Annotated in this window: 14 protein-coding genes; 5 read left to right on the top strand and 9 right to left on the bottom strand. The window is 68.8% G+C overall.

Annotated features, from left to right (window positions below):
• Positions 1 to 48 precede the first annotated feature (48 nt).
• Complete coding sequence (locus IEY36_RS05770; RefSeq protein WP_188965952.1) at positions 49 to 936, bottom strand: dihydrodipicolinate synthase family protein; 888 nt, start codon at positions 934 to 936, stop codon at positions 49 to 51.
• The gene (locus IEY36_RS05765; RefSeq protein ID WP_188965951.1) at positions 933 to 1,646 is read right to left on the bottom strand and encodes a GntR family transcriptional regulator; all 714 of its coding nucleotides are present in this window, start codon (positions 1,644 to 1,646) and stop codon (positions 933 to 935) included. The genes IEY36_RS05770 and IEY36_RS05765 overlap by 4 nt, the downstream gene beginning before the upstream one ends.
• 66 nt (positions 1,647 to 1,712) lie before the next feature.
• Between IEY36_RS05765 and araD the strand changes: the two genes are divergently transcribed.
• Entirely contained in the window at positions 1,713 to 3,440 is a 1,728-nt protein-coding gene (gene araD, locus IEY36_RS05760; protein WP_188965950.1) for an L-arabinonate dehydratase, read from the top strand.
• 173 nt (positions 3,441 to 3,613) lie between these two features.
• Positions 3,614 to 4,078 (top strand): OmpA family protein, encoded by a 465-nt coding sequence (locus IEY36_RS05755; RefSeq protein WP_188965949.1) that lies wholly within the window; start codon positions 3,614 to 3,616, stop codon positions 4,076 to 4,078.
• Positions 4,079 to 4,224: 146 nt separating this feature from the next.
• On the opposite strand, the gene IEY36_RS05750 is transcribed toward IEY36_RS05755, so the two are convergent.
• The gene (locus IEY36_RS05750) at positions 4,225 to 4,782 is read right to left on the bottom strand and encodes a cysteine dioxygenase family protein (protein WP_188965948.1); all 558 of its coding nucleotides are present in this window, start codon (positions 4,780 to 4,782) and stop codon (positions 4,225 to 4,227) included.
• A gap of 168 nt (positions 4,783 to 4,950) precedes the next feature.
• Between IEY36_RS05750 and IEY36_RS05745 the strand changes: the two genes are divergently transcribed.
• Positions 4,951 to 6,297 (top strand): amidase, encoded by a 1,347-nt coding sequence (locus IEY36_RS05745; protein WP_188965947.1) that lies wholly within the window; start codon positions 4,951 to 4,953, stop codon positions 6,295 to 6,297.
• The gene (locus tag IEY36_RS05740) at positions 6,294 to 6,620 is read left to right on the top strand and encodes a cupin domain-containing protein (protein ID WP_229681159.1); all 327 of its coding nucleotides are present in this window, start codon (positions 6,294 to 6,296) and stop codon (positions 6,618 to 6,620) included. Before IEY36_RS05745 ends, IEY36_RS05740 begins: the two co-directional genes overlap by 4 nt.
• Before the next feature lie 139 nt (positions 6,621 to 6,759).
• On the opposite strand, the gene ltnD is transcribed toward IEY36_RS05740, so the two are convergent.
• The 3 genes from ltnD to IEY36_RS05725 form a co-directional block, all read right to left on the bottom strand.
• Positions 6,760 to 7,659 (bottom strand): L-threonate dehydrogenase, encoded by a 900-nt coding sequence (ltnD, locus tag IEY36_RS05735; RefSeq protein WP_188965946.1) that lies wholly within the window; start codon positions 7,657 to 7,659, stop codon positions 6,760 to 6,762.
• A 281-nt stretch (positions 7,660 to 7,940) separates the two neighbouring features.
• Positions 7,941 to 8,396, bottom strand: coding sequence for a MarR family winged helix-turn-helix transcriptional regulator (locus IEY36_RS31080; RefSeq protein ID WP_268238101.1), 456 nt, complete (start codon positions 8,394 to 8,396; stop codon positions 7,941 to 7,943).
• A 164-nt stretch (positions 8,397 to 8,560) separates the two neighbouring features.
• A complete protein-coding gene (locus IEY36_RS05725) occupies positions 8,561 to 9,502 on the bottom strand; it encodes a ketopantoate reductase family protein (protein ID WP_188965944.1) in 942 nt (313 codons plus the stop codon).
• Positions 9,503 to 9,845: 343 nt separating this feature from the next.
• On the opposite strand from IEY36_RS05725, the gene IEY36_RS05720 reads away from it, so the two are divergent.
• Complete coding sequence (locus IEY36_RS05720; RefSeq protein WP_188965943.1) at positions 9,846 to 10,874, top strand: esterase-like activity of phytase family protein; 1,029 nt, start codon at positions 9,846 to 9,848, stop codon at positions 10,872 to 10,874.
• Between the two features lie 148 nt (positions 10,875 to 11,022).
• On the opposite strand, the gene arsB is transcribed toward IEY36_RS05720, so the two are convergent.
• The 3 genes from arsB to IEY36_RS05705 form a co-directional block, all read right to left on the bottom strand.
• The gene (gene arsB, locus IEY36_RS05715; RefSeq protein ID WP_188965942.1) at positions 11,023 to 12,084 is read right to left on the bottom strand and encodes an ACR3 family arsenite efflux transporter; all 1,062 of its coding nucleotides are present in this window, start codon (positions 12,082 to 12,084) and stop codon (positions 11,023 to 11,025) included.
• 16 nt (positions 12,085 to 12,100) lie between these two features.
• Positions 12,101 to 12,865, bottom strand: coding sequence for a competence/damage-inducible protein A (locus IEY36_RS05710; RefSeq protein WP_188965941.1), 765 nt, complete (start codon positions 12,863 to 12,865; stop codon positions 12,101 to 12,103).
• 433 nt (positions 12,866 to 13,298) lie between these two features.
• Positions 13,299 to 14,393: a calcium:proton antiporter gene (locus IEY36_RS05705; protein WP_229681157.1), complete on the bottom strand. Its 1,095-nt coding sequence runs from the start codon at positions 14,391 to 14,393 to the stop codon at positions 13,299 to 13,301.
• Positions 14,394 to 14,452: the final 59 nt, after the last annotated feature.

Raw genomic sequence — 14,452 nt, 5'->3', positions numbered from 1 at the left:
AGCAGATAGCAGATTGGGGCGTCTTTCAGGCAGCCGTCAACGGCCCCGTCAGACCGATGACCAGCCTGCCATGAGCGCCCGCAGCCTTGCGAGGGAATCCGGCGCGACCGGCCAGGCGGCGGGCGGGCGGGCATGGCCGACATCCTTGCCCGCCAGTGCCAGCGCCGCCTTCACGATCGAGACATTGGCGCCGTTCTGTTCCTCCGAGCGCAGGGCTTCGAAGGGGCCGATTTCCCCGATCAGCGCATTCGCGGTCGCGAAATCCGCCGCCCGCAGCGCAGCGAGGATGGCAACGGACCGTTCGGGCGCGACATTGATCAGGCCGGAGGTGAAGCCCTGCGCACCCAACGCCGTCATTGGCGGCGCCCAGGGTTCAGCGAGGCCGCAGACGAAGCGAATGCCTGGCGCGGCGCGGATGGCGCGCGCCAGGGCCATCAGGTCGACGCTCGCCCATTTCACCGCGACGACGCCGGGGATGGCGGTCAGCGCCGCGATGGCGGCGTCGCCAATGCCGGCATTGCGCAGATACAGCACCACCGGCAGCCCGGCCGTGTCGCCGATGCGCCGCACATACTCGGCGACACCGCGCGGGCTGACGAAGGGGTCGGGCGGTTGGTGGACCATCACCGCATCGGCGCCATCGGCCTTCGCGCGCGCAGCAAGGCGCACGGCCTCGTTCACGGACCGGCCGATGCCGGCGACCACGCGGGCGCGACCGGCGACGATGGCCGGCACCTCGGCCTGCATGCGTTCGGCCTCGGCGAAGGTCAGGCCATAGAATTCCGAGGTATTGCCATTCACCGTCAGCGCATCGACGCCGGCCGCGGCGCAGCGCCCGACGATAGGCGCGAGGCGGGCGGGGACGATCGCGTCGTCGCTGTCGAAAGGTGTCACCAGAATGCCGGAGATGCCGGTCAGTGCCTGTTCCAAGGTCATGTCCGGCGTTCCTTTCGAGGTGGTGGCGGCAGCACGCCATTGGTCACCAGCGAGCGCAGCACATGATGGCGCATGCGTGCCTCCGCGAGTGCGGGGTCGCGCTTCTTCAGCGCGGCGACGATGCCCTTGTGCTCGGCCAGCGCCTTGGGCAGGTCGCGTGGCGTGCTGCCCACCGCACGGTGCCGGCCAAGGTTGTCGTAGGCGCGCAGCGACCCCAGCGAGCGCATCAGGAACAGATTGCCCGTCGCGCGATGGATCAGGGCGTGGAATTCCTCATTCGCCTCATCGAGGGCATCGGTGTCGCGCGCCTCGGTGCCGGCCTGCATGCGCTTGAGGATGGCGGCGATGGCGGCGATCGAGCCGGCATCCATGCGTTCCGCCGCGAGCGCGGTGGCGACGCCCTCCAGCGCGGCGCGGATGCGGCCGAGTTCGCCGAGTTGGGCCGGGCCGACCTCGGCCACCACCGTGCCGCGGCGGGGCAGGGTGACGACCATGCCATCCTGTTCGAGCCGGCGCAGCGCCTCGCGCACCGGCTGGGCGGAGATGCCGAGTTCCACGGCCAGGCTGCGTTCGGAAATCTTGTGTCCGGCGGGCAGCACGCCTTGCACGATGGATTCGCGCAGGCGTCGATAAGCGCGCTCCCCGAGGGAGAGCGTATCCTCCTCGGCGAGCGGCGCGATCCTCCCTCGGGCTGTCTTCGCAGCGGCCATGGACAACTGCCATAGCAGTTGGCAGCCTCCGGCGGAAGCCAAGCCGACGCCAGGAGGAGAAAGCCCATGACCCGCAAACGCCCCGAGGAACTGCGCAGCCATCGCTGGTTCGGCGTGGATGACCTGCGCGCTTTCGGCCATCGGTCGCGCATGCTGCAGGCCGGCTATGCCGAGGAGGATTTCCGCGGCAAGCCGGTGATCGGCATCATCAATACCTGGTCCGAACTCAGCCCTTGCCATTTCCACTTCCGTACCCGGGCGGAGGAAGTGAAACGCGGGGTGTGGCAGGCGGGTGGCTTCCCGGTCGAACTGCCGGCGCATCCGGTGACCGAGCAGTACCAGAAGCCGACCTCCATGCTGTATCGCAACATGCTGGCGATGGAGACGGAGGAACTCGCGCGCAGCCATCCCTGCGACGGGCTGGTGCTTCTGGGCGGCTGTGACAAGACGCCGCCAGGGCTGATGATGGGGGCAATCTCGTCGGGTCTGCCGTCGATCATGGTGCCGGCGGGGCCGATGTTGCGCGGCAATTGGCGCGGCAAGACGCTGGGGTCCGGTTCCGATGTGTGGAAATACCATGCCGAATTGCGCGCGGGAAACATCACCCCGGCGCAGTGGAAGGACATGGAAGGCGGCATCGCGCGGTCCTTCGGCACCTGCATGACGGCCGGCACGGCGGCGACGATGATGCTGGCGGTGGAAGCGCTCGGCTTCACGCTGCCGGGGGCGTCGTCCATCCCCGCCGCTGACTCCGCCCATCCGCGCATGGCGACCGAGACCGGCCGCCGCATCGTCGAGATGGTGTGGGAGGATGCGACGCCGCAATCGCTGATCACCGAGGGCAGTGTGGATAATGCCGTCACCGCAGCGATGGCCTTCGGCGGTTCGACCAACGCCATCCCGCATCTGATCGCCATGGCGCGGCGCGCGGGGGTGATGCTGGATCTCGAACGCTTCGATGCGCTGTCGCGACGCGTGCCGCTGGTGGCGAACCTGCGCCCCAATGCCGGTGAATATCTGATGGAGGATTTCTTTTACGCCGGTGGAGCGCGCGCCTTCCTCAACCGCATCCGCGACTATCTCGACCTGTCCGCGCGCACCGTCACCGGCAGGACGATGGGCGAGAACATCGAGGGCGCCGAGGTCTTCGATGACAAGATTATCTTGCCGGTCGACAAGCCGTTGCAGGCCGAGGGCGGGCTTGCCGTGCTGAAGGGCTCGCTGGCGCCGAACGGCGCGGTCATCAAGACCAGCGCGGCCGAGCAGCGTTTGCTGCAGCACACCGGCCCGGCGGTGGTGTTCGAAAACTATGCTGATCTGAAGAAGCGTCTCGACGACCCCGATCTCGACGTCACGGCGGATTCAGTGCTGGTGCTGAAGCAGGCTGGGCCGCAGGGCGGGCCGGGCATGCCGGAATGGGGCATGCTGCCGCTGCCGCAGAAGCTGCTGAAGCAGGGTGTGCGCGACATGGTGCGGCTGTCGGATGCGCGCATGTCCGGCACCTCCTACGGCACCTGCGTGTTGCATGTGGCGCCGGAAAGCCATGTCGGCGGGCCGCTGGCCTTCGTGCAGGATGGCGACCTGATCAGGCTGGATGTGGCGGGGCGGCGGCTCGACGTGCTGGTGGATGAGGCGGAGATGGAAAGGCGCCGCGCCGCCTGGACGCCGCCTGCACGGCGTTATGGGCGTGGATGGACGTCGCTGTATCTCGACAACGTCACCCAGGCGGATGAGGGCTGCGACATGAAGTTCCTGGAAGGGACGACGCCGACGCCGGAGCCGGATATCTACTGAGGGACGCGGAGAGAAGCTTTGCCGGCCTGGTCAATTGCGGGACGGGGCTCCCGGCTCGTTCGACAAGCCGAGCCGGACTGGAGAGATACCGGCACGTGCTCACATCCGATCAAGGACGACCCGTCGCACGTGCTGCGGTGCGTCCTGGCACGTGTCCACGAAGGGCAACGCGCATGAAGGGCTGTCGGGCCGCTTTTGCGATCCTCGTTGTTGGCGTCAGCTTGTTCTCGGCCCGCATGGAGGCATCCGCCGAGCAAATCAACCATCGCTGCTTCTTTGAACCCGAAAGCGACGCTATCGACGCGCGGTGCGAGCAAGTCCTGCGGGATGCATTGGCGCTATGGGAACGCCGTCGGGACGGGCGAGCACCGGCGCGGATTCCATCGGACGGCACAATGGCACCGGCACAGATGGGTCGGGTTGACGTGATCGGACATATCGACGGTGCCGAGGTGCAGCGCGGGCTCTCGATCGTTGGGGAGCAACGCGCCAGAGCCGTTGCCGAATGGCTGATCGCCGCGGGCATTTCACGAGGGCTGGTCAGGCTGTGTCCCGTGAACGTGCGGGATATGCTCGTGCCGACGCCGCCGGGAGTAGCGGAGCCGTGGAACCGTTGGACCGAAGTCGTTCGCCAGTAGCGCCTGGGCGAATCAGAACTGGGTAAAGCCAGCTTCCGACCTCCTGGCGCAGATGTCATCTGCAGCGCCAAGTATCGGTTTCCAAAGGCCCCGGGCCTTTGGCGGGGTGAGGTCCGGAGAGGGGCAGCACCCCTCTCCGCCCACCGTCACCGATGCGCCAGCATCGCGTTGCTGTCCTCGAACCGCTGCATCACCTTGGCCGAATCATACGGCCCTTCCTCCAGCGTCTCCGGGTCCCATTCGCTGCGATGCGCGGCGAAGAAATCCCCGCCATAGACATGGATCGCCCCGGTCAGGCGCGGGATCGGGTTGGTCACCGAATGGATGATGTCCTTGCCCAGCACCGTGCAATCCCCGGTGCCGAGGGCCTTGGCGCCGGCCGCCTCGATGCGGTGCCCGTCGCCCTCGGCGATGCGGCGCCAGAAGATGTTGTCCTCGCGCCCGCCATAGATGCCGATGCACGCCCACATGCGGTGATCATGCGGCTGCAGCGTCATCAGCGGCCCCCAGGCCAGGTTCAGGATGGTCAGTTCCGGTGAGCGGTACAGCGGCACCAGCCCGGCCTTGGTCGGTTCGCCCAGCGCCTTGATGACCGAGGCATGGTCGGCGACGGCGCGAGCGACGACCTCGCGCACCGATTTGTGGCTGCTGTCCTGCGCGATGGCCTCGCGGCAATCGGCGATGAAGCGGTCGAGATCGAACATGGGGGTGCCTCCCTGCTGGCGGGACATTGCAATCCCTACGCGGAGCCTGATTGAGAAGTTACGCCTCCGCCGATGGCGGCGCACGCCAAATTCTCGCCTGCCCGAGCGCCCTTGTCGATCCTCGAGCAGGGCGGAAGAATGCCCGCCAGGTTCAGGAGCAGCGCCAGCATGAAAACGCTTGTCGAGGCCGCCGCGTCACTCGCGGCCGGCCACACCACCGCCGCCGCGCTGACGGATGCCGCGCTGGCCCGCATCGCCGCGCCTGAAGGCGAGGGCGCACGGGCATTCATTGCCGTGCATGCGGAGACCGCGCGCGCTTCCGCCGCCGCGATGGATGCGCTGCGCGTCGCCGGCCGAGCGCCCTCGGCCTATGCCGGCATCCCGATCAGCATCAAGGACCTGTACGACGAGGCGGGCGTCACTTCGCGCTCGGGCTCCATGGCGTTGAAGGGTGCGCCGCCGGCCAAGGCCACCGCGCCCGCCGTGCAGCGGCTGATCCGCGCCGGCTTCGTGATCCTCGGCCGCACCAACATGGTGGAATTCGCCTTCTCCGGCCTCGGCGTGAACCCGCATTTCGGCACACCGCGCAGCCCGTGGGACCGGGCCAGCGGGCGGCTGCCGGGGGGTTCCTCCTCCGGCGCCGGCGTCGCGGTGGCCGATGGCATGGGCTTCGCCGGCCTCGGCACCGATACCGGCGGTTCCTGCCGCATCCCGGCCGCGCTGTGCGGTGTGGTCGGCTGGAAGCCGACGGCCAAGCGCGTGCCGATCACCGGTATCCTGCCGCTCGCCACCTCCCTCGATTCGGCCGGTCCGCTGGCGCGCAGCGTGGCGGATTGCGCCGTCGTCGATGCGCTGATGGCCGGCGCCGAGGACCCTGTCGCGCCGAAGAAGCTGCCGATCAAGGGCCTGCGCCTCGGCCTGCCGCGCGGCACCTTCCTGACCGATGGCATGGACGGCACCGTCGCGGCGGTGTTCGGCCGCACCCTCACGCGTCTTTCCGCCGCGGGGGCACAGATCATCGAATTCGACTTGCCGGAGCTGGCCGAGATACCCGTTGCCAATGCCGCCGGTGGCTTCGCGGCCAGCGAGGCCTGGGCCTGGCACCATTCGCTGATCACCGCCAAGGCCGATGACTACGACCCGCGCATCCTCAAGCGCATCCGTCGTGGCGAGCAGATGTCCGCCGCGGATTACGTGGATCTGCTGCAGGCCCGCGCGCGCATCATTGCCGCCGCCGCCCCGCGCACCGCGCCCTTCGATGCGGTGATCTGCCCGACCTGCCCGATCATCCCGCCGCGCATCGCCGAGGTGGAGGACGAGGCCGACTACAACCGCATCAACATGATGCTGCTGCGCAATACCAGTGTCGGCAATTTCCTCGACCTCTGCTCGATCAGCATCCCCTGCCACGCGCCGGGTGAGGCGCCTGTCGGGCTGATGCTGACCGGCGAACACATGGGCGATGCCCGGCTGTTCCAGGCGGCGGCTTCGGTGGAAGCAGTGCTGGCGGCGTGAGCGCACCGCGCTTCGGCAGCCTGCATGACGGGCCCGCCCCCGCCGCGCCGGGGGCGGAAACCTTCACGGAATTGCTGCGTGCCGGCGGAGCGCGGGTGGAACGCATCGCCTCCCGCGCCGTCCGCGACGGCGACTGGTACGAACAGGGCTGGGCGGAATTCGTCCTGCTCGTCGCCGGGGCGGCGCGGCTGGGCTTCGCCGATGGCACCGAACACCCGCTCGCCCCTGGCGACTGGGTGCATCTGCCGGCTTGCTGCCGACATCGCGTCGTCTGGACCGACCCGGCGGTGGAGGCGATCTGGCTGGCGGTGCACTTGCCGTGAGGCCGAGAGTCCGTTTGGGAACGCGCCTTCCGGTGCGTTTCCACGTACGGCACCGGCCCGCCCCTCGGCCACTCATTTCACGATGCTGGCGTGGGTGGCCGGGCCGGGGCGGGCCGCTGCCGGACTTTCCAACAGGCTCTCAGCCCTTGCCGTCGCCCGGCAGCTTGATCCCGGTCATCGCCTGCCACACCCGGATGACGAAACCATCATCCTTGCCGCCCTGGCCGATCGCCCGCGCCGCGGTGAACAGCTGCTGCGCCTGGGAGGCCAGTGGCACCGGGAAGTTCAGCCCGCGCGCCATGTCCGCGACCAGGCCAAGATCCTTCACGAAGATGTCCACGGCTGATCGCGGTTCGTCATCGCCGGTGAGTACGCGGGCCATGCGGTTCTCGAACATCCAGGAATTTCCGGCCGCGCTCGTCACGACGTCGTAAAGCTGCTGCGGATCGGCGCCGGCGCGGATGCCCAGCGCCATCGCCTCCGCCGCCACCGCGATATGCACGCCGGCGAGCAACTGATGCACCACCTTCACCGTGGCGCCGATCCCGGGTTCCTCGCCGAGGTTCCACACTTTGGCGGCGACCGCGCCGAGCACCGGTTCCGCCGCCGCGAAGGCGGCCGCGCTGCCGGAGGCCATCACCGTCATCTCGCCCGCCCGCGCCTTGACCGCGCCACCCGAGACCGGCGCGTCGAGGAACAGGAACTGTCGCGCCGCCGCCAGCTCGGCCAGGGCGCGCGCCGCATCCGGCCCCATGGTGGCGGAACTCACGATCACAGCGCCCGGGGCCAGGCGCGGCAGCGCGCCATCGGCGCCGAACACCGCCGCCTCGGTCTGGGCGGCATTGACCACCAGCACGACGAGCGCCTCGAGCCCCTGCGGCAGTTCGGAGGCCTTGGCCGCGACGCCGCCGCCGGCCTCGGCGAATTCCGCCCGCGCGGTCTCCCGCATGTCACAGCCGGTCACGTCATGCCCGGCACGCAACAGGCTCAGCGCCGCGCCCATGCCCATGCTGCCCAACCCGATGACGCCGACCTTCATGTCTTTGACCCCGTGTGAGGGGCGCAAGCTGGCGTCGTCACGGCGGGCGGTCAACGCGTCATCGCGACCAGCAACTGGACGACGGCGAAGACGACCATGAGCAGCAGCGCGATTTGCCGCAGGCGATGGATGGAAGGCATGGCGGTCTCGGCTTGAACAGTGCCGGCGTCAGGACGGCACTGCCCGAAGCCTAGAGCAGATCGGCCGAGGCTGGCATCATTGTTCGGCCTGACGATACTCAATCGAACGACCAGGCGGCGGCCTCTCGACCGGAGCCTGTTCTAGGCGCGGGGTCGGTGCTTGCGCCCTTGCCGGGCGATCAGCGCACGCAGCAGGTCCTTGATCGCGGCCGCATCGGGATGGCGGGCGACAACCTCGGCCTCATGGGCACGCGCGGCGACCAGCAATTCGGCCAGCATCGTCTCTCCCTTGGGGGCGAGGTGCACCCGTACCAGCCGCCGGTCCCGCGCATCCTGCTGGCGTGTCACCAGGCCACTGCGCTCCATGCGGTCGAGCACCTTGGTCATGGTCGGCTGTTGCAGGAGGCACGCGTCGGCGAGCACGGTCACGGTCTCGGGCCCGCCTGACAGCGTGCCCAACACACGCCACACCGGAACCGAGACCCCACGCGCGCGAATTCGGTCGTGGAACTCCGCGGAAACGACATGCGATGCACGCGCAAGTAGCGAAAGTAGATAATCATCTACAAAGCGAGGCGATGTGTGTTCCGTGTCCATGGCGATCCACCCCGATGGAAGGCGGTACATTAACCATTTCGGACCTGCGATGTCTCGCATTGCATGCATATATTTCGTGATGCAGGTCCGCGTGCGGCATTATCGGTGCCTCGGTGCCAGTTTGAGACGATCGTTTGTGCGTCGCAATATGATGGGTGCGTCTCTCAGCCTCGTGGCAGTCGATCGGCCGCGCGGCGCTGCTCATAGGCGTGGGCATGCAGCAAAGCGGCTTCATGGACCTCCTCGGGCAGGCCGGCGCGCCGGAGGGCCGCCAGCAGGAAGCCAAGGATGTGGTCGGCCTCGATCCGCCCGCCGGCCTCGATATCGCGCAGCATCGAGGTGGCATAGGCACTCGCCGGGTCGGCAAACAGCGTGCGGTATTCGGCCATGAAGGCCTCGCGCATCGGAAAGCCATGGGCGGCCGCGATGGCCGCATTGCGTTCGAGCAGGCGGTGCAGGAAGGCGCTGCCGCCGCCGCGCACGATCTCCCCCACATTGGCGCGCATCAGCACGGTGCCGATCGCGCTGGTGCCCAGATGCACCAGCTTCTCCCACATCCGTGCCATGATGTCGGGCACTGCCTGTGCGACCACGCCGCGGGCGGGCGCGAAGGCGGCTTCGATGGCGCGGACACGGTCGGACAGCCCGCCGCCGGTTTCCCCGAAGGTGATCCAGCGCCAGTCATTGAGCTGCCGCACCATCCCATCGGGGGCTAGCGTCGCCTGGATCTTTGCCAGACCGCCAAGGACGCGATCGACGCCGAAGGCCTCGCCCAGCCTCTCAATATGGGACAGGCCATTGAGCACCGGCAGGATGGCGGTCCGACCATCCACGGCCGGGCGGATGGCGGCAATCGCATCGTCCAGGTCATAGGCCTTGCAGGAGAGCAGGATCACGTCCCATCCCGGCCCGACCCGCTCGGCGCCGATCGTGGCGACGGGGCCGCGCCAGGCGCCGAACGGGCTTTCAATGACCAGGCCGTCGCGCTCCAGCACTGCCTGGCGCGCCTGGCGGACCAGGAAGGCGACCTCCGCCGTACCGGCCTCGGCAAGCCGCCCGCCAAAATAGCCACCCAGGGCACCGGCCCCCAGCACCAGGACACGCATGTCGTTTCCTCTCGATTCTTCGCGCAGGACACTAGATCCTTGCGTGGACATTCGGTGGTGCGGATGTGCGTTGAGGCCCCGGATTTCCGTTTGCCGCGTCCTGCGGATGAGTGCGTCGGGTGCGAGGCCTCGCCGGCGCCTTGGCCGGCGTTTCAGGGGCCGATGAAGCCGTCGAGGCGCTGCCCGCCGTACCCGGGCTCGACGCGGTGGTGGCTCTCGACGGTCGGCTTCACCCTTGCGCCGATGGACACCCAGGCTCCTCTGACTATGTTGGGCCGGGCGACAGACCGCCTGTGTCGGCGCGACGCTGACGCGGAGAACCCGGCCCGTCGTGCCTCCTTCCGTGCCCTGGAAACGACTTCACCACCAAACCTGGCGATCATGCGCCAGGCCTCCGGTTAGTGGGGAGACAGGGCAGGGCAAGGGCCTCTCCCGACGCGCCGCGCTCGCCGCGGCACTGGCCACGACGGGGTGCCTCCACCCCTACCCGACGCCCCCCGCAGGCGGTGCCGCCAATGCCCTGCCGCCCCTGCCGCTCGCTGGCCCGCTGCGCAGCCTGGGCGGCCTCGATATCGACAATGCCAACCTTGGGGCCGGTGGCCTGTCCGGGCTGTATCTGGATGACGGCCTGGTCGCGACATTCGTCGATGACCGAACGCGCTGGGCGCAGGCCCGCCTTGTGCTGCGGGACGGGCTTCCGGCGGGACTTGCGCCGATCGCGTCCGGTCCCCTGAATGATGGCGGCGGACGGCCTCTGCCGGGCGGCTTTGGTGGCGACGCGGAGGCGCTGACGCGCCTGCCCGACGGCACTTGGCTGGTCGCTTTCGAACGATGGCATCGCATCCGCGCCTATCGTCGGCTTGACGATGCGGGCCTCTATGTCGAGGCCCCGACCGGCCTCGATCGTGCACCAGCGAATGGCGGGCTGGAATCGCTGGCCCTGCTGGCCGATGGCCGCCTGCTTGCCATTGCCGAGGATTTGCAGCCGACCGGCAGCCCTTCCCTGCGTCAGGGTTGGGTTGGCGGGCCGGGACTCTGGGCGCCGCTCACCTATCGCCCGGCAGAGGGCTTCGTGCCGGTTGACGCCACCGGCTTACCGGATGGCGGGGCGCTGGTCCTGGAGCGCCGCTTTCGTTGGTACAGCGGCTTTTCCGGCCGCCTGGTCCGCCTGCCCGCCGGCGCCATGAGGCCGGGCGCGGTGCTGGAGGGGCAAGAGATCCTGCGCATCGACGGCAACCCCGTGCCGGCGGAGAATTTCGAGGGCGTCACGGCGCGCCGCCATGACGGGCGAACCCTGGTCGCCATCGTCGCCGACGACAACCACATGCCGAATCAGCGCAGCCTGATGCTGTTGTTCGAACTGGCCGGTTGATTTCTTCTTGTCTGGAGCGACGTGGTTGTGTCGCCCGGGTACGGTCGAGCCGTGCGCGCGACGAGGATTCTGTCCGGAAGCCGGCGCCCGCCACGGCTGTTGGCACGGGCATTCCCGGTACGCTTGTCGTCCCGGTTGGCCCGAGACCTCAGCGCGTCGCGCCGGCCTCGTACCAGCCGCGCGTCGCGGTGACGATGCGCACGACGGAGAGCATCACCGGCACTTCCACCAGCACGCCGACCACCGTCGCCAGCGCCGCGCCGGAATCGATGCCGAACAGTGAAATCGCCGCCGCCACCGCCAGCTCGAAGAAATTCGACGCGCCGATCAGCGCCGCCGGCGCGGCGACGCACCAGGCGACGCCGAAGCGCCGGCTGAGCCAATAGGCGAGTCCGGCATTGAGATAGACCTGGAGCAGGATCGGCACGGCCAGCAGCGCGATCACCAGCGGCTGCGCCAGGATACGCTCGCCCTGGAAACCGAACAGCAACACCAGCGTCGCCAGCAGCGCCAACAGTGAGACCGGCTGCAGCCGCGCAAGGACGCTGGACAGTGCCGCTGCGCCACCACCGGCAAGCAGCGACCGCCGCCAGACCTGCGCCACCACCACTGGCACGATGATGTACAGCACCACGGAGAGGAACAGCGTGTCCCACGGCACCGTGATGGAGGCCACGCCGAGCAGCAGCCCGACCAGCGGCGCGAAGGCCACCACCATGATGGCGTCGTTCAGCGCCACCTGGCTCAACGTGTAGTGGGGTTCCCCGCCGCAGAGTTCGGACCAGACGAAGACCATCGCCGTGCAGGGCGCGGCGGCGAGCAGGATCAGCCCGGCGATATAGGACGGGATCTGCGCCTGCGGCAGCAGCGGGGCGAACAGCCAGCCGATGAAGACCGTGCCGAGCAGCGCCATCGAGAACGGCTTCACCGCCCAATTGACGAACAGCGTCACGCCAATGCCGCGCCAGTGTTCCCGCACGCCGCCCAGGGCGCCGAAATCGATCTTGAGCAGCATCGGCACGATCATCAGCCACACGAGGGCGGCGACCGGCAGGTTGACTTTGGCGAGTTCGGCCTGCGCCACCATGGCGAAGGCGCCCGGCGCGAGATGGCCGAGCAGGATGCCCACCGCGATGCACAGCGCGACCCAGAGGGAGAGGTAGCGCTCGAACAGCCCAAGACGCGCGGGTGCGACGGCGGTGGTGCTCATGCCAAGCGCCCCGACATCAACCCGGTTCGCCTTCGATCGGCTGTCCGCCGCAGGCACGCATGAATACCAGCACGTCATGCGCGGCCTGCTTCACTGCCGTGGGTTCGATGCCCTTGGCCACCACCGCGACACCGCCGCCGCCCGCGCGGTAATAGGGGTAGGAGCCGATATCGATGTCCGGGTAGCGCGCCTGGATGGCGGCGAGGCCTTCGGCGATCCGCCCTTCCATCAGCCCGTTGGCGTGCACTGCGGCCGAGACGATGGGCGGGCCGCCCTGGAGCGTGGGGGCGAGCGCCTCGAACATCGCCTGCATGATGCGCGGCACCCCGGCCATGACGTGGACATTGCCCATGGTGAAGCCGGGGGCGATGGAGATGATGTTGTCGATCAGCGTCGCCCCGCGCGGCATCGTCGCCATGCGCTGGCGGGCGGCGTTGAAATCGCCCGGCGGCGTCTGCCGCGCATAATGGGATTCCAGCCGCCGCCAGGCTTCCGGATGCGGTTCCCAGGGCACGCCGAAGGCCGCGGCGACGCATTCGCTGGTAATGTCGTCATGCGTCGGGCCGATGCCGCCGGTGGTGAAGACGTGGTCGTATTTGGCACGCACCTCGTTCACCGTGCCGATGATGGTCGCCGGTACATCGGGGATGACGCGGACCTCGCGCAGCGGGATACCGATCTCGCCGAGGCGGGTGGCGATGAATTTCAGGTTGGCGTCCTGCGTGCGGCCCGACAGCACTTCATTGCCGATGATGAGCAGGCAGGCGGTCGGGTTGGGCATGGCGGGATCCTCCAGAGGCAGCGAGGATAGGCGGGACGCGCCGGCAGACCAATGGGGCCGCCGCTGCGCGGGGAGAAGGCACGCGCTCGGCGCTCGCGGTCCGAGAGACCGATTGAAAATGCGCCAGGGGGCGCATTTTGAGGTCCGGCACCGGCCCGCACCCCCACCCGGCCACCCATTCCAGGATACTGACGTGGGTGGCCGGGTGGGGGTGCGGGCCGGTGCCGGGCTTTTCGAACGGTCTCCGAGGGGCAGACGATGCCTCGGATCGAGGCGCAGCCTCGGTCCGGGAGCGCACGGCGCCACCGCGCCCAGACCGAGAGAAGCGTCCAGCGCAGCCGTGCAGGGCGCGAGGCAAGCCGGCCGGATGGCCGGCGCCCGCCGCCTGAGGGACAAACAATATCTCACCTCGGGCCTTCCGGCCCGAGGTGGATCACGGCGCGAAGACGGTGAAGACGTAGGTTGCCGCCAGCACCAGATGGACGATCCCGCACAACAGATTGGTCCGGCCCGTGCCGTAGGTGATGATCGCCACCGCGAAGGACAGTGCCAGCAGCGTCGTCTGCCCGGCAGAAATGCCAAGGGCGAGCGGTTGCCCGATCATGAAGGAAACCGCGGCCACCGCGGGCACGGTCAGCCCGATGCAGGCGACGGCGCTGCCGAGCACCAGGTTGATGCTCGATTGCAGGCGGTTATGGGCGGCGGCGCGGATCGCCGCAGCGCTTTCGGGCATCAGCACGATCGCGGCGACGATGACGCCGACCACCGTCGTCGGCGCGCCGACGGCGGCGACACCTTCCTCCAGCGCCGGCGCCAGGGCCTTGGCCAGCAAGACCACCGAGGTCAGCGCCACGATGAGCAGCACGGCGGAGCCTGCGGCAATCCGGCCCGCCGGGCGGGCATGGCCGGCCGAGGGACCGTCACCGACCGGCAGGAAGTAGTCGCGATGCCAGTTGGTCTGGATGAACAGGAAGGCGAGATAGAGCGCGAGGCAGGCCCCCGAGATGAAGATGAGCTGCGCTGTGGTCAGGTAGGGCCCCTCGGTGGACAGCACATGGTTGGGCAGCACCAGCACCAGCGTCGCCATCGGGATGAGCACGGCGAGGAAGGAATTCGCCCCGTCCACGCGGAATTCCGACCCGCGGTGGCGCCAGGCGCCGATTACGATGCAGGCGCCGGCCAGGCCATGCAGCACCAGCATCACCGCGGCATGCACCGAATCGCGCATCAGCCCCGGATTGGGGTCGCCACCCAGCATCAGCGAGATGATCAGCCCGGCCTCGATGACCGTGACGGCCAGGGCCAGGATCAGGGTGCCGTAGGGTTCGCCCACGCGCAGCGCGACGATCTCGGCATGGTGGACGGCCGCCAGCACGCTGCCGAGCAGCACAATCGCGAGCAGCAGCGCCACCAGCCCGAGCCCGGCCTTGCCGATAACGACCCAGGCCAGCACGCCCAGCACGGGCAGCAGGATGGTGTGAAGCGGGATTCGGTCTGTCGGTGCGCCGGCCATGACCGTGCCTAGCATGGCCTTGCCGGTCCCGGCAGTTGCGAACCTGTCGCGCCGCCGATGATCCGCTAGCCTGC

Source organism: Neoroseomonas lacus, from assembly GCF_014644535.1.
GTDB lineage: Bacteria > Pseudomonadota > Alphaproteobacteria > Acetobacterales > Acetobacteraceae > Neoroseomonas > Neoroseomonas lacus.
Note: the sequence above shows the minus strand (reverse complement) of the source record. Positions and strands in the feature narration are given on the sequence as shown.